The sequence below is a fragment of the Pseudomonas sp. ICMP 8385 genome (assembly GCF_002699915.1).
Classification (GTDB): Bacteria; Pseudomonadota; Gammaproteobacteria; order Pseudomonadales; family Pseudomonadaceae; genus Aquipseudomonas; species Aquipseudomonas gessardii.
In genome coordinates this window covers 134,741-157,844 of the sequence record NZ_LKBY01000091.1, presented here as the reverse complement: position 1 = coordinate 157,844, position 23,104 = coordinate 134,741, and the positions used below count along the sequence as shown (strand labels likewise).

General features: G+C 62.3%; 29 protein-coding genes. 18 read left to right on the top strand and 11 right to left on the bottom strand.

Features of this window, described 5'->3' with window-relative positions; all coding sequences use genetic code 11:
* Positions 1-96: 96 nt before the first annotated feature.
* Genes AO268_RS10435 through pilG form a run of 4 tightly spaced genes read right to left on the bottom strand, consistent with a single transcriptional unit; the run spans position 97 to position 3,511 of the window.
* Positions 97-2,148 (bottom strand): methyl-accepting chemotaxis protein, encoded by a 2,052-nt coding sequence (locus AO268_RS10435; RefSeq protein WP_076963171.1) that lies wholly within the window; start codon positions 2,146-2,148, stop codon positions 97-99.
* On the bottom strand, positions 2,145-2,681 hold the full coding sequence (locus AO268_RS10430; protein ID WP_099168623.1) for a chemotaxis protein CheW: 537 nt from the start codon (positions 2,679-2,681) through the stop codon (positions 2,145-2,147). Before AO268_RS10430 ends, AO268_RS10435 begins: the two co-directional genes overlap by 4 nt.
* A 12-nt stretch (positions 2,682-2,693) precedes the next feature.
* Positions 2,694-3,059 (bottom strand): twitching motility response regulator PilH, encoded by a 366-nt coding sequence (pilH, locus tag AO268_RS10425; RefSeq protein WP_029300454.1) that lies wholly within the window; start codon positions 3,057-3,059, stop codon positions 2,694-2,696.
* Between the two features lie 44 nt (positions 3,060-3,103).
* Complete coding sequence (gene pilG / locus AO268_RS10420) at positions 3,104-3,511, bottom strand: twitching motility response regulator PilG (RefSeq protein WP_076963169.1); 408 nt, start codon at positions 3,509-3,511, stop codon at positions 3,104-3,106.
* Between the two features lie 238 nt (positions 3,512-3,749).
* On the opposite strand from pilG, the gene gshB reads away from it, so the two are divergent.
* The 7 genes from gshB (at position 3,750) to AO268_RS10385 (ending at position 9,671) form a co-directional block, all read left to right on the top strand.
* Positions 3,750-4,703, top strand: a complete 954-nt coding sequence (gene gshB, locus AO268_RS10415; RefSeq protein WP_076963168.1) for a glutathione synthase — start codon at positions 3,750-3,752, stop codon at positions 4,701-4,703.
* Between the two features lie 77 nt (positions 4,704-4,780).
* A complete protein-coding gene (locus AO268_RS10410) occupies positions 4,781-5,680 on the top strand; it encodes an energy transducer TonB (RefSeq protein ID WP_099168622.1) in 900 nt (299 codons plus the stop codon).
* A 98-nt stretch (positions 5,681-5,778) separates the two neighbouring features.
* Positions 5,779-6,348 carry a YqgE/AlgH family protein gene (locus tag AO268_RS10405; protein WP_076963166.1) on the top strand — a complete coding sequence of 190 codons (570 nt, stop codon included), beginning with the start codon at positions 5,779-5,781 and terminating at the stop codon, positions 6,346-6,348.
* A complete protein-coding gene (ruvX, locus tag AO268_RS10400; protein ID WP_005792259.1) occupies positions 6,348-6,785 on the top strand; it encodes a Holliday junction resolvase RuvX in 438 nt (145 codons plus the stop codon). Before AO268_RS10405 ends, ruvX begins: the two co-directional genes overlap by 1 nt.
* 82 nt (positions 6,786-6,867) lie before the next feature.
* Entirely contained in the window at positions 6,868-7,374 is a 507-nt protein-coding gene (pyrR, locus tag AO268_RS10395) for a bifunctional pyr operon transcriptional regulator/uracil phosphoribosyltransferase PyrR (protein ID WP_076963165.1), read from the top strand.
* Between the two features lie 24 nt (positions 7,375-7,398).
* Positions 7,399-8,403, top strand: coding sequence for an aspartate carbamoyltransferase catalytic subunit (locus AO268_RS10390; protein WP_038444135.1), 1,005 nt, complete (start codon positions 7,399-7,401; stop codon positions 8,401-8,403).
* On the top strand, positions 8,400-9,671 hold the full coding sequence (locus tag AO268_RS10385) for a dihydroorotase (RefSeq protein ID WP_099168621.1): 1,272 nt from the start codon (positions 8,400-8,402) through the stop codon (positions 9,669-9,671). The genes AO268_RS10390 and AO268_RS10385 overlap by 4 nt, the downstream gene beginning before the upstream one ends.
* Before the next feature lie 128 nt (positions 9,672-9,799).
* Here the strand turns inward: AO268_RS10385 and AO268_RS10380 are convergent, their stop codons facing one another.
* The gene (locus AO268_RS10380; RefSeq protein ID WP_057440372.1) at positions 9,800-10,228 is read right to left on the bottom strand and encodes an NINE protein; all 429 of its coding nucleotides are present in this window, start codon (positions 10,226-10,228) and stop codon (positions 9,800-9,802) included.
* Between the two features lie 249 nt (positions 10,229-10,477).
* Here AO268_RS10380 and AO268_RS10375 point away from each other — a divergent pair, with 249 nt between their 5' ends.
* Positions 10,478-11,113, top strand: coding sequence for a C40 family peptidase (locus tag AO268_RS10375; RefSeq protein ID WP_076963162.1), 636 nt, complete (start codon positions 10,478-10,480; stop codon positions 11,111-11,113).
* A 118-nt stretch (positions 11,114-11,231) separates the two neighbouring features.
* On the opposite strand, the gene AO268_RS10370 is transcribed toward AO268_RS10375, so the two are convergent.
* Positions 11,232-12,266 (bottom strand): type IV pilus twitching motility protein PilT, encoded by a 1,035-nt coding sequence (locus AO268_RS10370; protein WP_076963161.1) that lies wholly within the window; start codon positions 12,264-12,266, stop codon positions 11,232-11,234.
* A 57-nt stretch (positions 12,267-12,323) separates the two neighbouring features.
* On the opposite strand from AO268_RS10370, the gene AO268_RS10365 reads away from it, so the two are divergent.
* The 9 genes from AO268_RS10365 to AO268_RS10325 all read left to right on the top strand — a co-directional run bounded on the left by AO268_RS10365 (position 12,324) and on the right by AO268_RS10325 (position 18,978).
* Complete coding sequence (locus AO268_RS10365) at positions 12,324-13,010, top strand: YggS family pyridoxal phosphate-dependent enzyme (protein WP_099168620.1); 687 nt, start codon at positions 12,324-12,326, stop codon at positions 13,008-13,010.
* A 34-nt stretch (positions 13,011-13,044) separates the two neighbouring features.
* Positions 13,045-13,863, top strand: coding sequence for a pyrroline-5-carboxylate reductase (gene proC, locus AO268_RS10360; RefSeq protein WP_099168619.1), 819 nt, complete (start codon positions 13,045-13,047; stop codon positions 13,861-13,863).
* Between the two features lie 9 nt (positions 13,864-13,872).
* A complete protein-coding gene (locus tag AO268_RS10355; protein WP_038444147.1) occupies positions 13,873-14,463 on the top strand; it encodes a YggT family protein in 591 nt (196 codons plus the stop codon).
* A 156-nt stretch (positions 14,464-14,619) separates the two neighbouring features.
* Entirely contained in the window at positions 14,620-15,759 is a 1,140-nt protein-coding gene (metX, locus tag AO268_RS10350) for a homoserine O-succinyltransferase MetX (RefSeq protein WP_099168618.1), read from the top strand.
* 7 nt (positions 15,760-15,766) lie between these two features.
* Entirely contained in the window at positions 15,767-16,387 is a 621-nt protein-coding gene (metW, locus tag AO268_RS10345; RefSeq protein WP_076963157.1) for a methionine biosynthesis protein MetW, read from the top strand.
* A gap of 21 nt (positions 16,388-16,408) precedes the next feature.
* Entirely contained in the window at positions 16,409-16,843 is a 435-nt protein-coding gene (locus AO268_RS10340; RefSeq protein WP_076963156.1) for a DUF4426 domain-containing protein, read from the top strand.
* Positions 16,840-17,436 (top strand): RdgB/HAM1 family non-canonical purine NTP pyrophosphatase, encoded by a 597-nt coding sequence (rdgB, locus tag AO268_RS10335; RefSeq protein ID WP_162493908.1) that lies wholly within the window; start codon positions 16,840-16,842, stop codon positions 17,434-17,436. The genes AO268_RS10340 and rdgB overlap by 4 nt, the downstream gene beginning before the upstream one ends.
* Entirely contained in the window at positions 17,433-18,635 is a 1,203-nt protein-coding gene (gene hemW / locus AO268_RS10330) for a radical SAM family heme chaperone HemW (RefSeq protein ID WP_099168617.1), read from the top strand. The genes rdgB and hemW overlap by 4 nt, the downstream gene beginning before the upstream one ends.
* Before the next feature lie 19 nt (positions 18,636-18,654).
* Entirely contained in the window at positions 18,655-18,978 is a 324-nt protein-coding gene (locus AO268_RS10325; RefSeq protein ID WP_029300493.1) for a DUF3392 domain-containing protein, read from the top strand.
* Positions 18,979-19,057: 79 nt separating this feature from the next.
* Here AO268_RS10325 and trmB read toward each other — a convergent pair whose 3' ends face one another.
* The 4 genes from trmB to AO268_RS10305 form a co-directional block, all read right to left on the bottom strand.
* On the bottom strand, positions 19,058-19,783 hold the full coding sequence (trmB, locus tag AO268_RS10320; protein WP_076963153.1) for a tRNA (guanosine(46)-N7)-methyltransferase TrmB: 726 nt from the start codon (positions 19,781-19,783) through the stop codon (positions 19,058-19,060).
* Between the two features lie 9 nt (positions 19,784-19,792).
* On the bottom strand, positions 19,793-20,587 hold the full coding sequence (locus tag AO268_RS10315; RefSeq protein ID WP_017845016.1) for a thiazole synthase: 795 nt from the start codon (positions 20,585-20,587) through the stop codon (positions 19,793-19,795).
* Positions 20,588-20,642: 55 nt separating this feature from the next.
* The gene (gene thiS / locus AO268_RS10310; protein WP_162947777.1) at positions 20,643-20,843 is read right to left on the bottom strand and encodes a sulfur carrier protein ThiS; all 201 of its coding nucleotides are present in this window, start codon (positions 20,841-20,843) and stop codon (positions 20,643-20,645) included.
* Between the two features lie 71 nt (positions 20,844-20,914).
* Positions 20,915-21,295 carry a DUF423 domain-containing protein gene (locus tag AO268_RS10305; RefSeq protein WP_076963151.1) on the bottom strand — a complete coding sequence of 127 codons (381 nt, stop codon included), beginning with the start codon at positions 21,293-21,295 and terminating at the stop codon, positions 20,915-20,917.
* Positions 21,296-21,369: 74 nt separating this feature from the next.
* Here AO268_RS10305 and mtgA point away from each other — a divergent pair, with 74 nt between their 5' ends.
* Complete coding sequence (mtgA, locus tag AO268_RS10300) at positions 21,370-22,092, top strand: monofunctional biosynthetic peptidoglycan transglycosylase (protein ID WP_076963150.1); 723 nt, start codon at positions 21,370-21,372, stop codon at positions 22,090-22,092.
* A gap of 100 nt (positions 22,093-22,192) precedes the next feature.
* Here the strand turns inward: mtgA and rpoH are convergent, their stop codons facing one another.
* A complete protein-coding gene (rpoH, locus tag AO268_RS10295) occupies positions 22,193-23,047 on the bottom strand; it encodes an RNA polymerase sigma factor RpoH (protein WP_003176698.1) in 855 nt (284 codons plus the stop codon).
* Between the last annotated feature and the right edge of the window lie 57 nt (positions 23,048-23,104).

Here is a 23,104-nt window from a genome sequence, read left to right as displayed (position 1 = left end):
AGCGGTGGGGCAGTCGATATACATTGCGACTGCCCCACCGCTATCGCAGGCAAGCCAGCTCCCACAGGGGGTTTGTGCAGGTTTTGGGGGGGCATGTCATTCATTGGTCTTGCGCACGGCCGGCAAGGTGAAGCCCGATACCGAGCGGCGCAACTGGCTGGCCATTTTGGCCAGGTTGCCAATGCTCTCGGCGGTGGCCGTGGAGCCCGATGAGGTCTGGCTGGTGATCTGCTGGATCACGTTCATGGTCAGGGAGATCTGCCCCGCCGACGAGGTTTGCTGCTGCGCGGCGTTGGAGATGCTCTGGATCAGCGCGGCCAGGGTCTTGGACACCCCTTCGATTTCTTCCAGGGCCACCCCGGCGTCCTGGGCCAGGCGTGCGCCGCGCACCACTTCGGTGGTGGTCTGCTCCATGGAGATCACGGCTTCGTTGGTGTCGGTCTGGATCGCCCGCACCAGGTTCTCGATCTGCCGGGTGGCGGCCGATGAGCGTTCGGCCAGGCGCTGCACTTCGTCGGCCACCACCGCAAACCCGCGCCCGGCATCACCGGCCATGCTCGCCTGGATCGCCGCGTTGAGGGCCAGGATGTTGGTCTGCTCGGCAATGTCGTCGATCAGGCTGACAATATCGCCAATTTCCTGGGACGACTCCCCCAGGCGCTTGATGCGCTTGGCAGTGTCCTGGATCTGCTCGCGGATGTTATCCATGCCGTGGATGGTGTTGTGCACCACCTCGTTGCCCTTGTTGGCGATTTCCACCGAGCGCTCGGCCACCGCCGAAGACTCGGCGGCGTTGGCCGAAACCTGGTCGATGGACTGCGCCATCTGGTTGATCGCCGTCGAGGCTTCGGCGATCTGCTGGGCCTGGTGCTCCGAGGCCTGAGCCAGGTGCATGGCGGTGGCCTGGGTCTCCTGTACGGCGCCGGCCACTTCACCGGCAGTCAGGTTGATGGTCGCCACCAGGTCGCGCAACTGGTCCACCGAATAGTTGATGGAGTCGGCGATGGTGCCGGTAAAGTCTTCGGTCACCGAGGCGGTCACGGTGAGGTCGCCGTCGGCCAGGTCTTCGATCTCGTCGAGCAAGCGCATGATCGCGTTCTGGTTGCGTTCGTTTTTCTCGGCGGTTTCGCGCAACTGGCGATTGGTCTCGCGCACCATCACCAGGCCGATCAGGATGATTGACGCCAGCGCCAGCAAGCCCAGGACATAGCCGCCGATGGTGTCGAGGGTGCGCCCGCCGGCCAGGTTTTCAAAACCGGTGGCCAGGTGCGAGGCTTCATCGAGCAGGGTTTGCGACAGGCTGAAGATATGGCTCGCCGAGGCGCGCACCTGGAACAGTTGCGGTGAGGTTTCGAGAATCTCATCCACGGAGCCGGAGACAAACTCGAACAGCTCGGCAATCTCCGCCAGGCGCGCGCGGGCGTCCGGGTCTTGCACCTCGCTGATCGTCAAGCCAGCGCTGCCCTGGAGCATGCCGGCCAGGACCTGGCCAAAGCGGTTGGCATCGCGGCCAAAGGCGTCGGCAGCCTTGACCGCCGTGTCATCCCCCGCCAGCACGGTATTGACCGCCCCCAGGATACGCTCGGCCAACAACGACTGACGCTGGGCCACTGCCACCTGGCTGGCGGGTGCGCCGCGTTGCAGCAGGATCTCGACGACTTTCTCCGACTCCAGCTGCAATTGCGGCACGGTTTCGGCCAGGGTCGCCGCCACTTGATGCAGGGACAGCACCGTCTGCTCGCTGGCCAGGATCACGTCGGTGTTCTTGAGCAAGGCTTCCCAGTCATGCTGCACCGCACGCATTTCGCTACGCACCGCGCTGGGCGCGGCGGGCAGGCCGGTGGCCGGGTCGCCTTTTTTCAGGTAGCTCCAGCGCTGGGCAAAATCATTGCGCGCCTCGCTCAGCAGCTTGAACGCGGCGGCCTTGCCGGCGGCGGCCTCGGTGGCGTTCTTGGCAATGCGCTGGGACAGCACCCGCAGCTCGCCGGCGTGGCCGATGTACTGCTTGTCGTAGGTGGACTGGGTGTTGAGGTACGCGAAGTTGGCGAACAGCAGCATGATGAAGATGATCAGCGCGATAAACAGCACGATGATCTGCGAACGGCTACGGGAGGCTTCCTGCGGTTTGACGGGCGTGGCGGTGCTCATGCGGCAACATCCAGAAAGCCCGGGGCCTGAGCCAGGGCGAAGGGGCTGAAGACCTGCCACGGCGGGTCGCCGCTGAACTGGCCTTGGATAAACGCGGCGCTGGCCGCGGGCACGCTGGCCGATACCGGGCGCAGCTGGTCCTGGGCGAAGTGCTGCAGGCCGACCACCTCATCCACCAGCAAGCCGACGAAGGTGTCTTCGTGCTCGATCACCAGCACCCGGCGCTGCTTGCGCGCCGCCGACAGCTCATAGCCGAAGAACCCACACAGGTTGATCACCGGCAGCAAGCGCCCGCGCAGGTTGGCCACGCCCCTGACCCAGGGCTTGACCCCGGGCATCAGGGTGCAGCGCGGCTCGTGCAGCACTTCGGCGACTTCGCCCATGGGCGCCACATACCAATGCCCGCCCAGGCGAAAGCCGATGCCGCTCCAACTGTGCGAGCGGGTTTCCTGGGACGGCAAATCAGCGGCCAGCAGACGGCAGCGGCGGTCGATGTCCAGCAGCAGCTCAAAGGCGGTTTGCGACTCGGTCATGGGAACGTGCCGTCAGGGCTTGAGCACCGAGTTCAGGACTTCGATCAGCTTGTCTTCTTCCACCGGCTTGGTCAGGTACGCCTTGGCGCCCTGGCGTGCGCCCCAGATCTTGTCGGTTTCCTGGTCCTTGGTGGTGACGATGATGATCGGGATACCGTTGGTTTCGGGCTCCTTGGACAACTGGCGCGTGGCCTGGAAGCCATTGAGGCCGGGCATGACGATATCCATCAGGACGGCATCGGGCTTTTCCTGGCGGGCCAGGGCCACGCCATCGGCGCCATTCTCGGCCTTGAGGACCTGGTGGCCGTGCTTTTCCAGCATGCCGGTCAGTTTGTACATTTCAGTCGGCGAATCGTCGACGATCAGAACACGTGCCATGGTTTTCCCCACTACATTGGTCGACGCAAGCCCCGGGGGCTGGGTCAATGTGCTTGTTCTACTGCGGCGAAACCCGGCACATAGGCCTTGATCGCACTCAGCAGTTCTTCCTTGCTGAAAGGCTTGGTCAAAAATTGATCGACGCCGACAATGCGCCCCTTGGCCTTGTCGAACAGACCGTCCCTGGACGACAGCATGATCACCGGGATGGCCTTGAACGCCGGGTTGTTCTTGACCAGGGCGCAGGTCTGATAGCCATCCAGGCGCGGCATCATGATGTCGACAAAGATAATGTGCGGGTGATGGTCAACGATCCTGGCCAGGGCATCAAAACCGTCGATGGCCGTGATGACGTCGCACCCTACGTTCTTCAACAGCGTTTCAGCGGTGCGGCGAATCGTCTTCGAGTCGTCGATCACCATCACTTTCAAGGCGTTGGAATGCTGTTCCATATCTGCTCTACCATCGCCACAGCGAATCGGTTTTCGGTGTGTACTGCCGGGCACTGCCTGGGACGAGCGCCAAAACCCTTGCCGTGCAAGGGCCGACACGCCATGGCAGCCTTTTTAGCACAGACTGGGGAGGCAATCTATCGGCCGACCGGCAAGGTGGTTTTTCCTTGACCCACAACAGCCACAGCGCCACTCTGACGCCACTTTTATGCGCCCTTATTTGCTAGAGGAATTCCCCATGAGCGTTCGCGTCGGCATTGTCATGGACCCTATCGCCAGCATCTCCTATAAAAAGGACAGCTCCCTGGCCATGCTGCTGGCCGCCCAGGCCCGTGGCTGGACCTTGTTCTATATGGAACAGCGCGACCTGTACCAGGGCGACGGCGAGGCGCGGGCGCGGATGCGCCCCTTGCAGGTATTCGCCAACCCAGAGAAGTGGTTCGAGCTGCAAGACGAGGTCGACAGCCCCTTGAGCGACCTGGACGTGATCCTGATGCGCAAGGATCCGCCGTTCGACATGGAGTTCGTCTACTCCACCTACCTGCTGGAGCAGGCCGAGCGCGCCGGCGTGCTGATCGTCAACAAGCCGCAGAGCCTGCGCGACTGCAACGAAAAGCTGTTCGCCACGCTGTTCCCACAGTGCACGCCGCCCACCGTGGTCAGCCGCCGCGCCGACGTGCTGCGTGAATTTGCCGCCAAGCACGGCGATGTGATCCTCAAGCCGCTGGACGGCATGGGCGGCACCTCGATCTTCCGTCACCGTGCGGGCGACCCGAACCTGTCGGTGATCCTGGAGACCCTGACCGCCCTGGGCACCCAGCAGATCATGGGCCAGGCCTACTTGCCGGCGATCAAGGACGGCGACAAGCGCATCCTGATGATCGACGGCGAGCCGGTGGACTACTGCCTGGCGCGTATCCCGGCGGCCGGCGAGACCCGTGGCAACCTCGCGGCCGGTGGCCGTGGCGAAGCCCGCCCGCTGAGCGACAAGGACCGCTGGATCGCCGCCCAGGTTGGCCCGACCCTGCGGGAAAAAGGCCTGCTGTTTGTAGGCCTTGACGTAATTGGCGAGCACCTGACCGAAATCAACGTGACCAGTCCCACCTGTATCCGCGAAATAGACAACGCGTTCGGCACCAATATCGGCGAAATGCTCATGGCGGCGATTGCCGACAAGCTACAAGCCAAGTGACATAGAACAGCCGGATGTAAACCAACATTGCGCTATCATGCGCCACCTGTGAAACGCGCGATGTTGGTTTTCCTGTTATGACGCTTCCGTCCGACCTGCCCCCCGAATTCCGCCACAGCAGCGTACGCCCGGCTGATCGGCTCGGGTTTACCCTGTTCCTGGCAGCGCTGATTCACTTGGCGTTGATCCTCGGCCTGGGCTTCACCTTCGTCGAACCCCAGCAAATCAGCAAAACCCTGGAAATCACCCTCGCCACCTTCAAAAGTGAGAAAAAGCCCGAAAAAGCCGACTTTCTGGCGCAGGACAATCAGCAGGGCAGCGGCACCCTGGATAAAAAGGCAGTGCCCAAGACCACCGAAGTGGCGCCCTTCCAGGACAACAAGATCAATAAGGTCACCCCGCCCCCAGTGGCCAGGCCCGAGGTCAAGCAGGCCGCGCCCAAGGCCGCCGTCGCCACCGTCGCGCCAAAACCCCAGAAGGCCGTGACCCAGCGCGAAGCCGTGAAGACTGAGCCCGCGCCAAGCAAACCCGCCCCCACATTTGACAGCTCGCAGCTTTCCAGCGAAATCTCCAGCCTGGAGGCCGAACTGGCCAACGAGCAACAGCTGTACGCCAAGCGTCCGCGCATCTACCGGCTCAACGCCGCCTCCACCATGCGCGACAAAGGCGCCTGGTATAAGGACGAATGGCGCAAGAAGGTCGAGCGCATCGGCAACCTGAACTACCCGGACGAGGCCCGGCGCCAGCAGATCTACGGCAATTTGCGCCTGCTGGTGTCGATCAACCGCGACGGCTCCCTGTATGAAGTGTTGGTGCTGGAGTCGTCCGGCCAGCCGTTGCTGGACCAGGCGGCGCAACGCATCGTGCGCCTGGCCGCCCCGTTTGCCCCGTTTACTGGCGACCTGGCCGATATCGACCGCCTGGAAATCATCCGCACCTGGCGTTTTGCCAAGGGCGACCGGCTTTCCAGCAACTGACCCGCGCCCTCGCTCCTACATGGGGAACATATCCGCTAACCGTATTCCTACACATCCCCAGCTTGTCAGTTCGCCCCTCCAACGCCACACTAGCGGACATGAAAAATGTCAGCCCGACTTACCTCAAGCACCAATTCCTGATCGCCATGCCCCATATGGCCGACCCGAACTTTGCGCACACCTTGACCTATATCGTCGAGCACACGGCCAATGGCGCCATGGGGCTGGTGGTCAACCGCCCGCAGGACCTGAACCTGGCGGATATCCTTGAGCAACTGCGCCCGGAGATCGAGCCACCGGCCAGTTGCCAGGCGGTGCCGATCTATTTCGGCGGCCCGGTGCAGACTGACCGGGGCTTCGTACTGCATCCCAGCGGCCCGACGTTCCAGGCCACTGTCGACCTGGAGGGCGTGTCCCTGTCCACCTCCCAGGACGTGCTATTTGCCATCGCCGATGGCGTCGGCCCGCAGCAGAGCCTGATTACCCTGGGCTACGCGGGCTGGGACGCCGGGCAACTGGAAGAAGAGCTGGCCAACAACGCGTGGCTGACTTGCCCGTTCGATGCCGACATTCTGTTCAATACCGCCAGCGAGCTGCGTCTTAACGCCGCGGCCAAGCAGTTGGGGGTCAACCTCAACCTGCTGACCAGCCAGGCGGGGCACGCCTGATGGCCTTGCGACTGATCCTCGGGTTTGACTACGGCACCAAACAGATCGGCGTGGCCGTGGGCCAGGTCATCACCGGCCAGGCCCGCGAGCTGTGTACCTTGAAGGCGCAGAACGGCATCCCGGACTGGAATCAGGTCGAAGCCCTGATCAAGGAATGGAAGCCCGACGCGGTAGTGGTCGGCCTGCCGCTGAACATGGACGGCACCCCCAGCGACATGTGCCTGCGCGCCGAAAAGTTCGCCCGCCGCCTCAATGGCCGCTACAACCTGCCCTTCTATACCCACGATGAACGCCTGACCACCTTCGAGGCCAAGGGTGAGCGTCGCGACCGTGGCGGGCAAAAAGGCAGCTACCGCGACAACCCGGTCGACGCCATTGCCGCCGCCTTGCTGCTGCAGGGCTGGCTGGATGAAAACACCGCTTTATTTGAATCCTGACTGACGCGGCTTGCCGCGTCTTCTTACGTTTGAGCCCGGACTTTGTCGGCACCACGCTGCCCAAGCCCCTGAAGGAGCCACCATGAGCCTGCCCAATCCCGCCGAACTGATCCGTCAGATGGCGACGAGCCTCACGACCCACCTGCAACAGCGCGCCATCAGCGAGCCGCGTTTCATCGGCATCCGCACCGGTGGCGTGTGGGTCGCCCAGGCGTTGCTGCAAGAGCTGGGCAGTGACTCGCCCCTGGGCACCCTGGACGTGTCCTTCTACCGCGATGACTTCAGCCAGAACGGCCTGCACCCGCAAGTGCGCCCATCTGCCCTGCCCTTCGAGATCGAAGGCCAGCATCTGGTGCTGATCGATGACGTGCTGATGAGCGGCCGCACCATCCGTGCCGCCATGAACGAGCTGTTCGACTACGGCCGCCCGGCCAGCATCACCCTGGTCTGTTTGCTCGACCTTGAGGCGGGCGAACTGCCGATCAGCCCGGATGTGGTGGGTGCCACCCTGTCGCTTTCAGCCCAACAGCGGGTAAAATTGTCCGGTCCCACGCCGCTCGAACTCGAACTGCAAGACCTCGCCCTTTAAACCGCCTTGTAAAGAGTCCCCGCGATGACGCCTCTAGATGCCAAGCGCCCGCTGCAGCTCAACGCTCAGGGCCAGCTGCAACACTTCCTGTCCCTCGACGGCCTGCCCCGCGAATTGCTCACCGAAATCCTCGACACGGCCGACTCGTTCCTTGAAGTCGGCGGCCGGGCGGTGAAAAAAGTCCCGCTGCTGCGCGGCAAAACCATTTGCAACGTGTTCTTCGAGAACTCGACGCGCACCCGCACCACCTTCGAGCTGGCGGCCCAGCGCCTGTCAGCCGACGTGATCACCCTGAACGTCTCCACCTCATCGGCGAGCAAGGGCGAAACCCTGCTCGACACCCTGCGCAACCTGGAGGCCATGGCCGCCGATATGTTCGTGGTGCGCCATGGCGACTCGGGCGCGGCGCACTTTATCGCCGAGCACGTGTGCCCGCAGGTGGCGATCATCAACGGCGGCGATGGCCGCCACGCCCACCCGACCCAGGGCATGCTCGACATGCTTACCATCCGCCGGCACAAGGGCGGCTTTGAAAACCTCTCGGTGGCCATCGTCGGCGATATCCTGCATTCGCGGGTAGCGCGCTCGAACATGCTGGCCCTAAAAACCCTGGGCTGCCCGGATATCCGCGTGATCGCGCCAAAAACCCTGCTGCCGGTAGGCATCGAGCAATACGGGGTGAAGGTCTACACCGACATGGCCGAGGGCCTGAAGGATGTCGACGTGGTGATCATGCTGCGCCTGCAACGCGAGCGCATGGCCGGTGGCCTGCTGCCCAGCGAAGGCGAGTTCTACCGCCTGTTCGGCCTGACCACCGCGCGCCTGGCCGGCGCCAAGCCGGATGCGATTGTCATGCACCCCGGCCCGATCAACCGGGGGGTGGAGATTGAGTCGGCGGTGGCCGACGGGCCGCATTCGGTGATTCTCAACCAGGTCACCTACGGTATCGCCGTACGCATGGCCGTGCTGTCCATGGCCATGAGCGGGCAAACGGCCCAACGTCAATTCGAGCAGGAGAACGCCCAGTGAAGCTCAGCATTCTCGGCGCCCGAGTCATCGATCCGGCCAGCGGCCTGGATCAAGTCACTGATCTGCACCTGGAAGCCGGCAAGATCATTGCCATCGGCGGCGCCCCCAGCGGTTTCAGCCCGGTTCAAAGCATCGACGCCAAAGGCCTGGTGGCCGCGCCCGGCCTGGTGGACCTGAACGTCGCCCTGCGCGAGCCGGGCTACAGCCGCAAAGGCAGCATCGCCAGCGAAACCCGCGCCGCGGCGGCTGGCGGTGTCACCAGCCTGTGCTGCCCACCGCAGACCAAACCGGTGCTGGACACCTCGGCCGTGGCCGAGCTGATCCTCGACCGCGCCCGCGAGGCCGGCAATTGCAAAGTGTTCCCCATTGGCGCCCTGAGCAAAGGCCTGGATGGCGAGCAACTGGCCGAACTGATTGCCCTGCGCGACGCCGGTTGCGTGGCCTTCGGCAATGGCCTGGAGAGTTTTCGCAGCACCCGCACCCTGTGCCGTGCCCTGGAATACGCGGCCACCTTCGACCTGACGGTGATCTTCCACTCCCAGGACCACGACCTGGCCGAAGGCGGCCTGGCCCACGAAGGCCCCACCGCCAGTTTCCTCGGCCTAGCAGGCATCCCGGAAACCGCAGAAACCGTAGCCCTGGCCCGTGACCTGCTGCTGGTGGAACAAAGCGGCGTACGCGCGCACTTCAGCCAACTGACCAGCGCCCGCGGCGTGGCCCTGATTGCCCAGGCCCAGGCCCGTGGGTTGCCGGTGACCGCCGATGTGGCGTTGTACCAGTTGATCCTGACCGATGAGGCGCTGATCGACTTCTCCAGCCTGTACCACGTACAACCGCCACTGCGCACCCGCGCCGACCGTGACGGTTTGCGTGCGGCGGTGAAATCCGGGGTGGTGTCGGCAATCTCCAGCCACCACCAGCCCCACGAACGGGATGCCAAGCTGGCACCGTTTGGCGCGACAGAGCCTGGGATCAGCAGCGTCGAGCTGCTGCTGCCACTGGCAATGACCCTGGTGGAGGATGGGTTGCTGGACCTGCCAACACTGCTGGCACGCCTGGGCTCAGGCCCGGCCGAGGCGCTACGCCTACCGGCGGGCAAGCTGGCGGTGGGTGCGGCGGCGGACCTGGTGCTGTTTGATCCGGCCAGCTCCACCGTGGCGGGCGAGCAGTGGCTGTCTCGGGGTGAGAACTGCCCGTTCATCGGCCATAGTTTGCCGGCGACCGTGCGCTACACCCTGGTGGATGGGCGGATCAGCTACCAGGCCTGATCCGCTAAAGAGTGGGAACAGGCTTGTGTGGGAGCTGGCTTGCCTGCGATTGCATCACCTCAGTGTCACTGACATACCGAGGTGCCCGCATCGCAGGCAAGCCAGCTCCCACATGAACCTAGCTATGCTTACCGACCGCCCAACCGCTCGGCATTGCGAATCGAAACCTGCGTATTCAGTGTCCAGAAGTCATACAGCACACCCACCAGGAACAAGCCACCCGTCACCAGGTACAACAGGCCGGTGAGCCATTTGCCCTGGTACATGCGGTGCAAGCCAAACACCCCAAGAAACGTCAGAAGAATCCAGGCCACGTTGTATTCAATGGGCCCGGCGGTAAAGCGCAGGTCGGCTTCGCGGTCCATTGCCGGGATCAAAAACAGGTCGATCAGCCAGCCAATCCCCAGCAACCCGAAGGTAAAGAACCAGATCGTCCCGGTCACCGGCTTGCCGTAATAGAAGCGGTGCGCCCCGGTAAAACCGAAGATCCAGAGCAGGTAACCGATCACCTTGCTATGGGTGTCCTGTTGCGAAACATCCTGTCGATAGGTGTTCATGAATAACCTCTTTTGCCTCGATAGATAAATATTTCTGGTTTCTTTGTGACTTTTTTACAGGCACCCGACGTACGGCAAATGCTATCGTCGCTTCCCTCAAAGCCTTATGCCGCCTGACTTGTGTAGGACAATTGCGACAGTTCGTCGCGGATTTCCTGATTTTGACGTCAAGGTTCAGTCGACAAACGGCCTGAGAAAGACACTAAAAGCTGTTATAAAGTTGCGCGCAAACCAACAAGAGCCTGCCTAATGCGACCATTTTTAAAGACATGGCTAACCATTTGCCTATTAATGCCACTGGCCGCCCACGCCACCAATCGTGAGCAACGACTTCCGAACGTTAATGGTTTCACCCCTAAAGCCCACGCCACTACCAGCTCCGCCAAATCGGTAAAACTCACGGTCAAGCGCCCGACTCAACCGGGCAAGTCCAACGTTAAAGCAGTTCCCGGCCTGGTAGCGAGCAATAACCAGCAAAGCAGCAAAGTCTTGAGCCGTGCGGTCAACGTGCTCGGCACTCCTTATCGTTGGGGCGGTAGCAGCCCAAGTAAAGGCTTTGATTGCAGCGGCCTGGTGAAATACGCCTTCAATGATGTGGCCGCAGTGGATTTGCCACGCACCTCCAATGCCATGGCCAGCGGCCACGGGCAAAAGGTTGATCGCAAAGACCTGAAGCCTGGCGACCTGTTGTTCTTCAAGCTCAAGAGCCGCCAGGTCAACCATGTAGCCATTTACCTGGGCAACGACCGTTTTATCCACGCACCGCGCCGTGGCAAGTCGGTCAGCATCGACACCCTGAAAAAGCCGTTCTGGAACAAGAACTACGTGATTGCCAAGCGCGTGCTGCCTAAAGAGCAGAGCAACCTGCAGCTTGTGCAACGCTGACAGCGAATGCAAATGCGAATGCTGGCTTGTGTGGGAGCTGGCTTGCCTGCGATAGCATCACCTCAGTGTGACTGACACACCGGGTTGCCTGCATCGCAGGCAAGCCAGCTCCCACATCCTATATATCTGCTGGTACCCGCGCCTGCCCCCGCGCCTCTTCGCGATTAATCAGCCCCTGACCGACCAACCCCTTCAAGCTCATATCCAACGTTTTCATCCCCAACGCCCCACCCGTCTGGATTGCCGAGTACAACTGCGCCACCTTGTCCTCGCGGATCAGGTTACGGATCGCCGGTGTGCCGAGCATGATTTCATGGGCCGCCACGCGCCCGCCGCCCACCTTCTTCAACAACACCTGGGACACCACCGCCTGCAGCGATTGCGAGAGCATCGAGCGGATCATGGCCTTTTCCCCCGCCGGGAACACATCCACCAGCCGATCCACGGTTTTCGCCGCCGAACTGGTGTGCAGGGTGCCAAACACCAGGTGCCCGGTTTCTGCCGCCGTCAGGGCCAGGCGGATGGTGTCCAGGTCGCGCAATTCGCCGACCAGGATCACATCCGGGTCCTCGCGCAGCGCCGAACGCAGGGCCGTCGGAAAGCTGTGGGTATCGCGATACACCTGGCGCTGGCTGATCAACGCCTTGCGCGGCTCATGGACAAACTCGATGGGATCCTCAAGGGTCAGGATGTGTTGCTGGCGGGTGTTGTTGAGGTAATCGACCATCGCCGCCAGGGTGGTGGACTTGCCCGAGCCCGTGGCGCCGGTCACCAGCACCAGCCCCCTGGGCAGCTCGGCGATGCGCCGGAATATATCGCCCAGCCCCAGGGTTTCCAGGCTCTGGACCCGGGTGGGGATCACGCGAAACACCGCACCCATCCCCCGATGCTGCTGGAACACATTGGCGCGAAAGCGCGCGACGCCAGGCAACTCGAAGGAAAAATCCGTTTCAAGAGATGTTTCGAAATCCTTTTGTTGATGTTGATTGAGGATCGGGCTGAGCAAGTCCGCTACTTGCGTAGCGCTCAGTACCGGCCAATCCAGTGGCAGTACTTCGCCATCGACGCGCATCCTCGGCGCCAGCCCTGCCGATAGATGCAGGTCGGAGGCGCCCTGGCTGACGCTTGCCGCCAGCAGTTCAGTGATGTCCATAGGGCTATCCATTTCCAGTAGAATGCCGCGGACTCCATATCCGCGGGCGCAACTTTAATGTCGAACATAGCAGACAATATCGGCCTGGTTACCGAGCGAATCCGTGCCGCAGCCCGGGCCGTGCAACGCAATGAAACCAGCGTGCACTTGCTGGCCGTGAGCAAGACCAAACCCGCGCAAGCCGTGCGCGAAGCCTATGCCGCCGGAATGCGCGACTTTGGCGAGAACTACTTACAGGAAGCCCTCGGCAAACAGGCCGATTTAACCGACTTGCCCTTGAGTTGGCACTTTATCGGCCCCATTCAATCGAACAAGACGCGCGCTATCGCCGAGAACTTCGCCTGGGTGCACTCCGTGGACCGCCTGAAAATTGCCCAACGCCTGTCCGAGCAACGCCCGGCCGACCTGCCGCCGCTCAATATCTGCATTCAGGTCAATGTCAGTGGCGAAGCCAGCAAATCCGGCTGTACGCCCGCCGACTTGCCGGCGCTGGCCACGGCGATCCAGGCCCTGCCCCGCTTGACGCTGCGGGGCCTGATGGCGATCCCCGAGCCCACCGACGACCGTGCGGCGCAGGATGCGGCGTTTGCCGCCGTGCGTGACTTGCAGGCGGGCCTGGACCTTGGGCTCGACACACTGTCCATGGGCATGAGCCATGACCTTGAGTCGGCCATTGCCCAAGGGGCCACCTGGGTGCGGATCGGGACCGCCCTGTTTGGTGCCCGCGACTACGGCCAGCCATGAAAATCGCTGACTTCCATCTGAGTAAGGACCTGTCATGAGCAGCACGCGTATAGCCTTTATCGGCGCCGGTAACATGGCGGCCAGCCTGATCGGCGGCCTGCGGGCCAAGGGCCTGGAAGCCTCGCGGATTCGCGCCAGCGATCCGGGCGCCGAGACCCGCACCCGAGTGAGCGCCGAGCACGGTATCCAAACCTTTGCCGACAACGCCGAGGCCATCCAGGGCGCCGACGTGATCGTGCTGGCGGTCAAGCCACAGGCCATGAAGGCCGTGTGCCAAGCACTGCGCCCAAGCCTGGCGCCGCAGCAACTGGTGGTGTCGATTGCCGCCGGCATCAACTGCGCCAGCCTGAACGCCTGGCTCGGCGCCCAGCCCATCGTGCGCTGCATGCCCAACACGCCATCGCTGCTGCGCCAGGGTGTCAGCGGCCTGTATGCCACCGCCCAAGTGAGCGCCGCGCAACGTGAGCAGGCCCAGGCGCTGTTGTCTGCCGTGGGCCTGGCCCTGTGGCTGGACGAAGAACAGCAACTGGACGCCGTCACGGCGGTGTCCGGCAGTGGCCCGGCGTATTTCTTCCTGCTGGTCGAAGCCATGACCGCCGCCGGCGTGAAACTGGGCCTGCCTCGGGAAATCGCCGAGCAACTGACCCAGCAGACCGCCCTCGGCGCCGCGCATATGGTGGTGTCCAGCGATGTGGACGCGGCTGAGTTGCGTCGCCGCGTGACCTCGCCCAATGGCACCACACAGGCTGCCATCGAATCATTCCAGGCCGGGGGCTTTGAAGCCCTGGTCGAAAAAGCACTGGGTGCCGCCGCGCACCGCTCGGCGGAACTTGCCGAACAACTGGGTCAATAAGGAGCCAATATGATTGGTTTGAACACCGCAGCCGTCTACGTGCTGCAAACCCTCGGCAGCCTCTATCTGCTGATCGTGCTGTTGCGTTTTGTGTTGCAACTGGTACGCGCCAACTTCTACAACCCGCTCTGCCAATTCGCAGTGAAGGCCACCCAGCCGTTGCTCAAGCCGTTGCGCCGGGTGATCCCGAGCCTGTTCGGCCTGGACATGTCGTCGCTGGTGCTGGCGATCCTGGTCCAACTGGCGCTGATGGCCCTGACGCTGCTGCTGACCTACGGCACCATGGGCAACTTCCTGCAACTGCTGGTCTGGGCCGTGATTGGCGTGACCGCGCTGTTCCTGAAGATCTTCTTCTTTGCCCTGATTATCAGCGTGATCCTGTCCTGGGTCGCACCGGGCAGCCATAACCCTGGCGCCGAGCTGGTCAACCAGATCTGCGAGCCGGCATTGGCGCCGTTTCGCAAGATCCTGCCGAACCTGGGTGGCCTGGATATCTCGCCGATCCTTGCGTTCATGGTGCTCAAGCTCCTGGACATGCTGGTGATCAACAACCTGGCGGCCATGACCATGATGCCGGACATCCTGCGCTTGCTGATCTGACCAGCCCCCTGCCTGGCACAGATGACCTGTGGGAGCTGGCTTGCCAGCTCCCACATTTTGGTAACTGTGTCTTGAAGTGAATCCATGCAGGCCTTTGCTTGCCGCTAGGCCCCCCTCTCTTTAGACTTACGCCTCATTTAAACGAGAGCAGGGTCGATGCCAGCTGCCTTCCCCCCCGATTCTGTTGGACTGGTCGTGCCCCAAGTGGCGCACTTCAGCGAACCCCTGGCCCTGGCCTGCGGTCGATCGCTGCCGGCCTATGACCTGATCTATGAAACCTACGGCGAGTTGAACGCCACGGCCAGCAATGCCGTGCTGATCTGCCACGCCCTGTCCGGCCATCACCACGCCGCTGGCTACCACAGCGTCGACGAGCGCAAGCCCGGCTGGTGGGACAGCTGCATCGGCCCCGGCAAGCCCATCGACACCAACAAATTCTTTGTGGTCAGCCTGAACAACCTCGGCGGCTGCAATGGCTCCACCGGCCCCAGCAGCCTCAACCCGGAAACCGGCAAGCCGTTTGGCGCCGACTTCCCGGTGCTGACCGTGGAAGACTGGGTGCACAGCCAGGCGCGCCTGGCCGACCTGCTGGGCATCCCGCAATGGGCCGCCGTGATCGGTGGTAGCCTGGGCGGCATGCAGGCCCTGCAATGGACCATCACCTACCCCGACCGCGTGCGCCATTGCCTGGCTATCGCCTCGGCCCCCAAGTTGTCGGCGCAGAACATCGCCTTCAACGAAGTGGCGCGCCAGGCGATCCTCACCGACCCCGAATTCCACGGTGGGTCGTTCCAGGAAGCCGGGGTGATCCCCAAGCGCGGCTTGATGCTGGCGCGGATGGTCGGGCACATCACCTACCTGTCGGATGACTCCATGGGCGAAAAATTCGGCCGTGGGCTCAAGAGCGAGAAGCTCAACTACGACTTCCACAGCGTCGAATTCCAAGTCGAAAGCTACCTGCGTTACCAGGGCGAGGAGTTTTCCGGGCGTTTCGACGCCAATACCTACCTGCTGATGACCAAGGCTTTGGACTACTTCGACCCGGCGGCAAACTGTGACGACGACCTGGCGAAGACCTTCGAGGGCGCCAGCGCCAAGTTCTGCGTGATGTCGTTCACCACCGACTGGCGCTTTTCGCCGGCCCGCTCGCGGGAGCTGGTGGATGCGCTGATGGCCGCGCGCAAAGACGTCTGCTACCTGGAGATCGACGCACCGCAGGGCCACGATGCCTTCCTGATCCCGATCCCGCGCTACTTGCAGGCCTTCAGCAACTACATGAACCGCATAACTTTGTGAGAACGCCATGAGAGCCGACCTGGAAATCATCCAAGACTGGATCCCCGCCGGCAGCCGCGTGCTCGACCTGGGTTGCGGCGATGGCGAACTGCTGAGCTGGCTGCGCGACAACAAGCAAGTCACCGGCTATGGCCTGGAAAACGACCCGGATAACATCGCCCAGTGCGTGGCCAAGGGCATCAACGTGATCGAGCAGGACCTGGACAAGGGCCTGGGCAACTTTGCCAGCAACAGCTTCGATATCGTGGTGATGACCCAGGCCCTGCAAGCCGTGCACTACCCGGATCGGATCCTCGACGAGATGTTGCGCGTCGGTCGCCAGTGCATCATCACCTTCCCCAACTTCGGGCACTGGCGCTGCCGCTGGTACCTGGCCACCAAGGGCCGGATGCCGGTATCGGACTTCCTGCCGTACACCTGGTACAACACGCCCAACATTCACTTCTGCACCTTCGAGGACTTCGAGGCGCTGTGCCGCGGGCGCGAAGCCAAGGTGATCAACCGCCTTGCCGTCGATCAACAGCATCGCCACGGCTGGGCAAGTAAGCTATGGCCTAATCTTTTAGGTGAAATCGGGATTTATCGGGTCAGCAGTCCTGGCCTGACCGAGCATCAGATTGCCGTCTAACCATTTCCGAGGAGGACGATCATGAGTCGCCTGGCTATTTTTCTACTCACCGCCTGCCTGGGCGCCAGCGCCATGGCCGCCGGCCCTATCGACAGTAATCGGCAGAAGGCGTTTGGTGATATCACCGTGCACTACAGCACCTTCACCTCCAGCTTCCTGCAACCCGAGACGGCCCAGGCCGTGGGCGTGGTACGCAGCAAGAACAAGGGCATGATCAACATCACGGTGAAAAAAGGCGGGGAGGCGGTGGCGGCGCAAGTGACCGGCACGATCAAGGACTTGACCGGCAAGAGCGAAATGCTGACGTTCAAGCAAATCACCGAAAAAGGCGCAATCTACTACCTGGCCCCCTACTCGGTGCCGCAGCAGGAATTCCGCACCTTTACCATCAATGTTGAAACCGGCGGCAAGGCCCACGGTTTCAGTTTCACCCAAGAACTGTTCCCGGCCGAATAATGAACCTGACACAACTCGTACTGGCCAGCCATAACGCCGGCAAACTCAAGGAACTCCAGGCCATGCTCGGCGAATCGGTGCAATTGCGCTCGATTGGCGAGTTCAGCCAGGTGGAGCCGGAAGAGACCGGCCTGTCGTTCGTCGAGAACGCCATCCTCAAGGCCCGCAATGCCGCGCGCATTTCCGGCCTGCCGGCATTGGCCGACGATTCGGGCCTGGCCGTGGACTTCCTCGGCGGCGCTCCTGGCATCTACTCGGCGCGCTATGCCGACGGCAAAGGCGACGCGGCGAACAACGCCAAGCTGCTGGACGCCCTCAAGGACGTGCCGGACGCGATGCGCGGCGCGCAGTTTGTCTGTGTGCTGGCGCTGGTAAGGCATGCCGACGACCCGCTGCCGATCCTCTGCGAAGGCTTGTGGCACGGGCGCATCCTGCATGCCGCCAGCGGCGAGCACGGGTTTGGCTACGACCCGCTGTTCTGGGTGCCGGAGCGCAATGTGTCCAGCGCCGAACTGAGCCCGGCCGACAAGAACCAGATCAGCCACCGCGCCCGCGCCATGGCTTTGCTGCGCCAACGTCTGGGTTTGCAATGACCCAGGACACCTCCGCGCTGCCACTGATCCACGGTGGCGCGCAAACACCTCGGGCGGCCCTGCCGGTGCTGCCGCCTCTGGCGCTGTATATCCATATCCCGTGGTGCGTGCGCAAATGCCCCTATTGCGACTTCAACTCCCACACCGCCAGCCAGGTGCTGCCGGAACAAGAGTATGTCGACGCGTTGCTGGCGGACCTGGACCAGGACCTGCACGCGGTGTATGGCCGCGAGTTGAGTTCGATCTTCTTTGGTGGCGGCACGCCCAGCCTGTTCAGTGCGGCCGCGCTGGGCCGGTTACTGGAAGGCGTGGAACAACGCATCCCGTTTGCCCCCGACATCGAGATTACCCTGGAAGCCAACCCCGGCACCTTCGAGCAAGAGAAGTTCGTCGCCTACCGCAAGCTGGGGATCAATCGCCTGTCCATCGGCATCCAGAGCTTCCAACAGGAAAAGCTCCAGGCCCTGGGCCGCATCCACAACGGCGACGAAGCCGTACGCGCCGCCGGCATGGCACGCCAGGCCGGGTTCGATAACTTCAACCTGGACCTGATGCACGGTTTGCCTGATCAATCCCTGGACGATGCCTTGAGCGACCTGCGCCAGGCCATTGCGCTCAAGCCCACCCATCTGTCGTGGTACCAACTGACCCTGGAACCCAACACCGTGTTCTGGAACCAGCCGCCGACGCTGCCAGAAGACGACACCCTGTGGGATATCCAGGAAGCCGGCCAGGCCCTGCTGGCCGAGCACGGTTATGCGCAATATGAAGTCTCGGCCTACGCCCAACCGGGCCGACCTGCACGGCATAACCTCAATTACTGGAGCTTTGGCGACTTTATCGGCATTGGCGCCGGCGCCCACGGCAAGCTCAGTCATCCAGACGGGCGCATCGTGCGCACCTGGAAGACCCGCGCACCGAAGGACTACTTCAACCCGGCCAAAAGCTTTCAGGCAGGCATGAAAGAGCTGACCAACGAAGAATTGCCTTTCGAGTTCCTGATGAACGCCCTGCGCCTTACCGACGGCGTTGAAGCCAGGCTTTACGCCGAACGCACTGGCCTGGACCTGGCCAGCCTCAACGAGGCCCGTCGCGAGGCAGAACAAAGTGGCTTATTGCAGGTCGAACCGTCACGCCTGGCGGCCACGGACCGTGGGCAACTCTTTCTCAATGACCTGCTGCAGAAGTTTTTGAGCTGATCGCTCTTAAGGAAATCGAATGGATCTGGTACTCGACCTGCTCGCCACCGTATCCCGCTGGAGCCGTAGCAACCTGTCGGAAATCTCCCTGGCGCTGGTAGGCTGCCTATTGGTGCTGTTCGGCGCCGATATCAAGGGCTGGGTCGAAGCGCGCCTGGGCAACATCGCCGGCGCCTTGCGTGTGCCACTGATGGCCCTGCTGTGCATGATCGGCAGCGGTGCTGCGCTGATCTACGCCACGCCGTGGATTGTGCGGGGGTTGAGCCAGTTCAATAACTACAGCCTGGCACCGGTGCTGTTGGTGGTGCTGGTGTTGATTGGCGTGGTTGCCGACCGTCGCTGACTCAAAGCCCACCGCAAAACAACTGTGGGAGCTGGCTTGCCTGCTCCCACAGTTGATCGCATTTCAGTCGTCTAGCTGATCAAGCCAGCTTTTCAAACTTCAAATCCCAAACCCCATGCCCCAACCGCTCGCCACGGCGCTCGAACTTGGTGATCGGGCGCTCGGCCGGGCGTGGCACGCACTGGCCGTCTGCCGCCAGGTTGCGGTAGCCAGGGGCGACGTTCATCACTTCCAGCATGTACTGCGCATACGGTTCCCAGTCGGTGGCCATATGCAGGATGCCGCCCACTTTCAGCTTGCTGCGCACCAGCTCCGCGAAGGACGCCTGGACGATACGGCGCTTGTGGTGACGACTCTTGTGCCATGGGTCCGGGAAAAACAGCATCAGGCGGTCGAGGCTGTTGTCGGCGATGCAGCGGTTAAGCACTTCGATCGCGTCGCAGTCATAGACCCGCAGGTTTTTCAGGCCCTGGGTCAGCACGCCGTTAAGCAGCGCGCCCACGCCCGGACGGTGTACTTCCACACCGATAAAGTCTTGCTCGGGCGACGCGGCGGCCATTTCCAGCAGGGAATGACCCATGCCAAAGCCGATTTCCAGGGAGCGCGGGGCCGAACGGCCAAACACCTGGTCGAAGTCCACCGGCGCATCGGCCAGGGGCAGGACGAACAGCGGCGCGCCCTGGTCCAGGCCTTTTTGCTGGCCTTCGGTCATGCGCCCGGCGCGCATCACAAAGCTCTTGATGCGGCGGTGCTTGGACTCGTCGCCTTCTTCCACGGGGTTCGGCGTTTCGTTTGATTCAGTCATCAATGGCTCTTACTTGATCAGACCATCCAGCGGCGAGGAGGCGCTGGCATAGAGTTTTTTCGGCATACGCCCGGCGAGGTACGCCAGGCGGCCGGCGACAATCGCGTGTTTCATGGCTTCGGCCATCATGATCGGCTGTTGCGCGTTGGCGATGGCCGAGTTCATCAGCACCGCTTCGCAGCCCAGTTCCATGGCGATGGTGGCATCGGACGCGGTGCCGACGCCGGCATCCACCAGCACCGGGATCTTGGCTTCTTCGAGGATGATCTGCAGGTTGTACGGGTTGCAGATCCCCAGGCCCGTGCCGATCAGGCCGGCCAGCGGCATAACGGCGATGCAGCCGATTTCGGCCAGTTGGCGGGCGATGATCGGGTCATCGCTGGTGTAGACCATCACGTCGAAACCTTCCTTGACCAGGGTCTCGGCGGCCTTGAGGGTTTCGATCACGTTGGGGAACAGGGTTTTCTGGTCCGCCAGCACTTCCAGCTTCACCAGGTTGTGGCCGTCGAGCAGTTCACGGGCCAGGCGGCAGGTGCGCACGGCTTCGATGGCATCGTAGCAACCGGCGGTGTTGGGCAGGATGGTGTAGCGGTCCGGCGGCAGGATATCCAGCAGGTTCGGTTCGCCCGGGTTCTGGCCGATATTGGTGCGGCGCACGGCCACCGTCACGATTTCGGCGCCCGAGGCTTCGATAGCCAGACGGGTTTCTTCCATGTCGCGGTACTTGCCGGTGCCTACCAGCAAACGCGACTGGTAGGTACGACCGGCCAGGACGAAGGGCTTGTCGCTACGAACGATGCTCATGGGAAATCCTCGAGTAGGGGTGAGGTTCTGCAGAATCCGGGTAGTTGCCCCAGGGCTAGCCGCCGCCGATGGCGTGGACCACTTCAACCTGGTCGCCTTCGGTGAGGGCGGTTTCGGTGTGCTGGCTACGCGGGACGATATCCTGGTTGAGCTCCACTGCGACGCGACGTCCGGTCAGTTCCAGACGGGTCAGCAGGGCCGCGACGGTTTCACCGTCGGGCAGTTCATAGGATTCGCCGTTCAATTGAATGCGCATGCCACGGGCCGCCATCGTTTTTAGGGGCCAGCATTCTAGCCTGATCGTGACCTGAAGGTCAGCTACAAGCGTCAGGCGGTCAGTTGCAGGCGCCAGGCGGCGAGCCCCAGGCACAGCCAGCCAATCAGGAACGCCAGGCCGCCAAACGGCGTGATGATCCCCAGTTTGCCGATGCCAATGGTGGTCAGCAGATACAGGCTGCCGGAGAACAGCAAGATGCCGATGCTGAACGACACACCGGCCCAGAGCACCAGGCGCCCGGGCACATGCGCGGCCAGCAAGGCCACGCCAAACAACGCCAGGGCGTGCACCAGTTGGTAGGTCACGCCGGTGTGGAATATCGCCAGGTATTCAGCCGTCAGGCTTTTTTTCAGGCCATGGGCGGCGAACGCGCCGAGGGCAACACCGGTAAAGCCGAAAAAGGCCGCCAACATCAGAAAGCCACGCAGCATGGGGAACTCCAGTCAGACTCAAAGGGCCGGGTCTGTATAATGGCCCGCTCAACGGGTTCGGCCAAGCCATCTCTATGCTGCGTGTCCTCTTCAGTCGTTTTCTCAAAGTCGTGAAATGGTTTGTCATCGGCAGTGTTTTGCTGGTGCTGCTGTTCCGTGTCGTGCCACCACCGTTCACTGCGCTGATGATCGAGCGCAAGATCGAATCCTGGGTCGACGGCGAGCCCATCGACCTGCAACGCACCTGGGTGCCGTGGGATGAGATCGCCGATGACCTGAAAGTGGCGGTGATGGCCGGTGAGGACCAGCGTTTCCCGCAGCATTGGGGCTTTGACTTTGGTGCGATCCAGGCCGCCCTGCTGCATAACGAGCGCGGCGGTTCGATTCGCGGCGCCAGTACGCTGAGCCAGCAGGTGTCGAAGAACCTGTTTTTATGGGCCGGCCGCAGCTATGTGCGCAAGGGCCTGGAGGCCTGGTTTACCGGGCTGATCGAAATCCTCTGGCCCAAGCAGCGGATCCTTGAGGTGTACCTCAACAGCGTGGAATGGGATGAAGGGGTGTTTGGCGCAGAGGCGGCGGCGCGGCATCATTTTGGGGTGAGTGCCAAGGGGCTTTCGCGCCAGCAGGCCAGCTACCTGGCCGCTGTCCTGCCCAATCCACGGGTGTGGAGTGCCAGCCATCCAACGGCGTATGTGGCACGGCGGGCGGCGTGGATTCGCCAGCAGATGGGGCAGTTGGGGGGCGCAGGCTATTTGAACGCACTGGACAACACGCGCCAGGCGCCATGGGCCAACTGACCCACCACAGAACCTGTGGGGGCTGGCTTGAGGTTTTCAGGCACGAACAAAAATGCCCCGGTCTCTCGATCGGGGCATTTTTTTGCTCGTTCGCTGCGTATTAGGCGGCGATCGACAGTTTCAGCTTATTCATCGCGCTCTTCTCAAGCTGACGAATACGCTCGGCCGACACGTTGTACTTTTGCGCCAGGTCGTGCAGCGTGGCTTTTTCTTCTGCCAGCCAGCGCTGGTAGAGGATGTCACGGCTGCGGTCGTCCAGCACTTCCAGTGCTTCGTGCAGGTTGTGGTTGGAGTTGTCGCTCCAATCGGCATCTTCCAGTTGACGCGCCGGGTCGTACCGGTGGTCTTCCAGGTAGTTGGCCGGCGATTGGAAGGCACTGTCGTCGTCCGCTTCGGCGGCCGGGTCGAAGGCCATGTCATGGCCGGTCAGGCGACTTTCCATCTCGCGCACTTCCCGGGGCTCCACGCCGAGGCTTTCGGCCACACGGTGGACTTCCTCGTTGTTCAGCCACGCCAGGCGTTTCTTCTGGCTGCGCAGGTTGAAGAACAGCTTGCGCTGGGCCTTGGTGGTCGCCACTTTCACGATGCGCCAGTTGCGCAGGATGAACTCGTGGATTTCCGCCTTGATCCAGTGCACGGCGAACGACACCAGGCGCACACCCATTTCCGGGTTGAAGCGTTTCACCGCCTTCATCAGGCCGACGTTGCCTTCCTGGATCAGGTCAGCCTGGGCCAGGCCGTAGCCGCTATAGCTACGGGCGATATGTACGACAAAACGCAGGTGGGCGAGCACCATCTGCCGAGCCGCCCCCAAATCCTGCTCATAGTAGAGACTCTCGGCCAGTTCACGCTCCTGCTCGGGCGTCAGCAAAGGAATGCTGTTGACCGTGTGCACATAGGCTTCCAGGTTCGCGCCTGGGACCAGAGCATAAGCAGGTTGCAAAGAAGTGGTCATACGAAAAAACCTCCGACTCACATAACTCGTGCAGTTCAGCACTGCGAAAATTGACCG

Excerpts from the sequence above, each read along its gene's own strand:
- AO268_RS10435 (WP_076963171.1), bottom strand. The coding sequence starts at position 2,148 with ATGAGCACCGCCACGCCCGTCAAACCGCAGGAAGCCTCCCGTAGCCGT.
- AO268_RS10430 (WP_099168623.1), bottom strand. The coding sequence starts at position 2,681 with ATGACCGAGTCGCAAACCGCCTTTGAGCTGCTGCTGGACATCGACCGC.
- pilH (WP_029300454.1), bottom strand. The coding sequence starts at position 3,059 with ATGGCACGTGTTCTGATCGTCGACGATTCGCCGACTGAAATGTACAAA.
- pilG (WP_076963169.1), bottom strand. The coding sequence starts at position 3,511 with ATGGAACAGCATTCCAACGCCTTGAAAGTGATGGTGATCGACGACTCG.
- gshB (WP_076963168.1), top strand. The coding sequence starts at position 3,750 with ATGAGCGTTCGCGTCGGCATTGTCATGGACCCTATCGCCAGCATCTCC.
- AO268_RS10410 (WP_099168622.1), top strand. The coding sequence starts at position 4,781 with ATGACGCTTCCGTCCGACCTGCCCCCCGAATTCCGCCACAGCAGCGTA.
- AO268_RS10405 (WP_076963166.1), top strand. The coding sequence starts at position 5,779 with ATGAAAAATGTCAGCCCGACTTACCTCAAGCACCAATTCCTGATCGCC.
- ruvX (WP_005792259.1), top strand. The coding sequence starts at position 6,348 with ATGGCCTTGCGACTGATCCTCGGGTTTGACTACGGCACCAAACAGATC.
- pyrR (WP_076963165.1), top strand. The coding sequence starts at position 6,868 with ATGAGCCTGCCCAATCCCGCCGAACTGATCCGTCAGATGGCGACGAGC.
- AO268_RS10390 (WP_038444135.1), top strand. The coding sequence starts at position 7,399 with ATGACGCCTCTAGATGCCAAGCGCCCGCTGCAGCTCAACGCTCAGGGC.
- AO268_RS10380 (WP_057440372.1), bottom strand. The coding sequence starts at position 10,228 with ATGAACACCTATCGACAGGATGTTTCGCAACAGGACACCCATAGCAAG.
- AO268_RS10375 (WP_076963162.1), top strand. The coding sequence starts at position 10,478 with ATGCGACCATTTTTAAAGACATGGCTAACCATTTGCCTATTAATGCCA.
- AO268_RS10370 (WP_076963161.1), bottom strand. The coding sequence starts at position 12,266 with ATGGACATCACTGAACTGCTGGCGGCAAGCGTCAGCCAGGGCGCCTCC.
- AO268_RS10365 (WP_099168620.1), top strand. The coding sequence starts at position 12,324 with ATGTCGAACATAGCAGACAATATCGGCCTGGTTACCGAGCGAATCCGT.
- proC (WP_099168619.1), top strand. The coding sequence starts at position 13,045 with ATGAGCAGCACGCGTATAGCCTTTATCGGCGCCGGTAACATGGCGGCC.
- AO268_RS10355 (WP_038444147.1), top strand. The coding sequence starts at position 13,873 with ATGATTGGTTTGAACACCGCAGCCGTCTACGTGCTGCAAACCCTCGGC.
- metX (WP_099168618.1), top strand. The coding sequence starts at position 14,620 with ATGCCAGCTGCCTTCCCCCCCGATTCTGTTGGACTGGTCGTGCCCCAA.
- metW (WP_076963157.1), top strand. The coding sequence starts at position 15,767 with ATGAGAGCCGACCTGGAAATCATCCAAGACTGGATCCCCGCCGGCAGC.
- AO268_RS10340 (WP_076963156.1), top strand. The coding sequence starts at position 16,409 with ATGAGTCGCCTGGCTATTTTTCTACTCACCGCCTGCCTGGGCGCCAGC.
- hemW (WP_099168617.1), top strand. The coding sequence starts at position 17,433 with ATGACCCAGGACACCTCCGCGCTGCCACTGATCCACGGTGGCGCGCAA.
- AO268_RS10325 (WP_029300493.1), top strand. The coding sequence starts at position 18,655 with ATGGATCTGGTACTCGACCTGCTCGCCACCGTATCCCGCTGGAGCCGT.
- trmB (WP_076963153.1), bottom strand. The coding sequence starts at position 19,783 with ATGACTGAATCAAACGAAACGCCGAACCCCGTGGAAGAAGGCGACGAG.
- AO268_RS10315 (WP_017845016.1), bottom strand. The coding sequence starts at position 20,587 with ATGAGCATCGTTCGTAGCGACAAGCCCTTCGTCCTGGCCGGTCGTACC.
- thiS (WP_162947777.1), bottom strand. The coding sequence starts at position 20,843 with ATGCGCATTCAATTGAACGGCGAATCCTATGAACTGCCCGACGGTGAA.
- AO268_RS10305 (WP_076963151.1), bottom strand. The coding sequence starts at position 21,295 with ATGCTGCGTGGCTTTCTGATGTTGGCGGCCTTTTTCGGCTTTACCGGT.
- mtgA (WP_076963150.1), top strand. The coding sequence starts at position 21,370 with ATGCTGCGTGTCCTCTTCAGTCGTTTTCTCAAAGTCGTGAAATGGTTT.
- rpoH (WP_003176698.1), bottom strand. The coding sequence starts at position 23,047 with ATGACCACTTCTTTGCAACCTGCTTATGCTCTGGTCCCAGGCGCGAAC.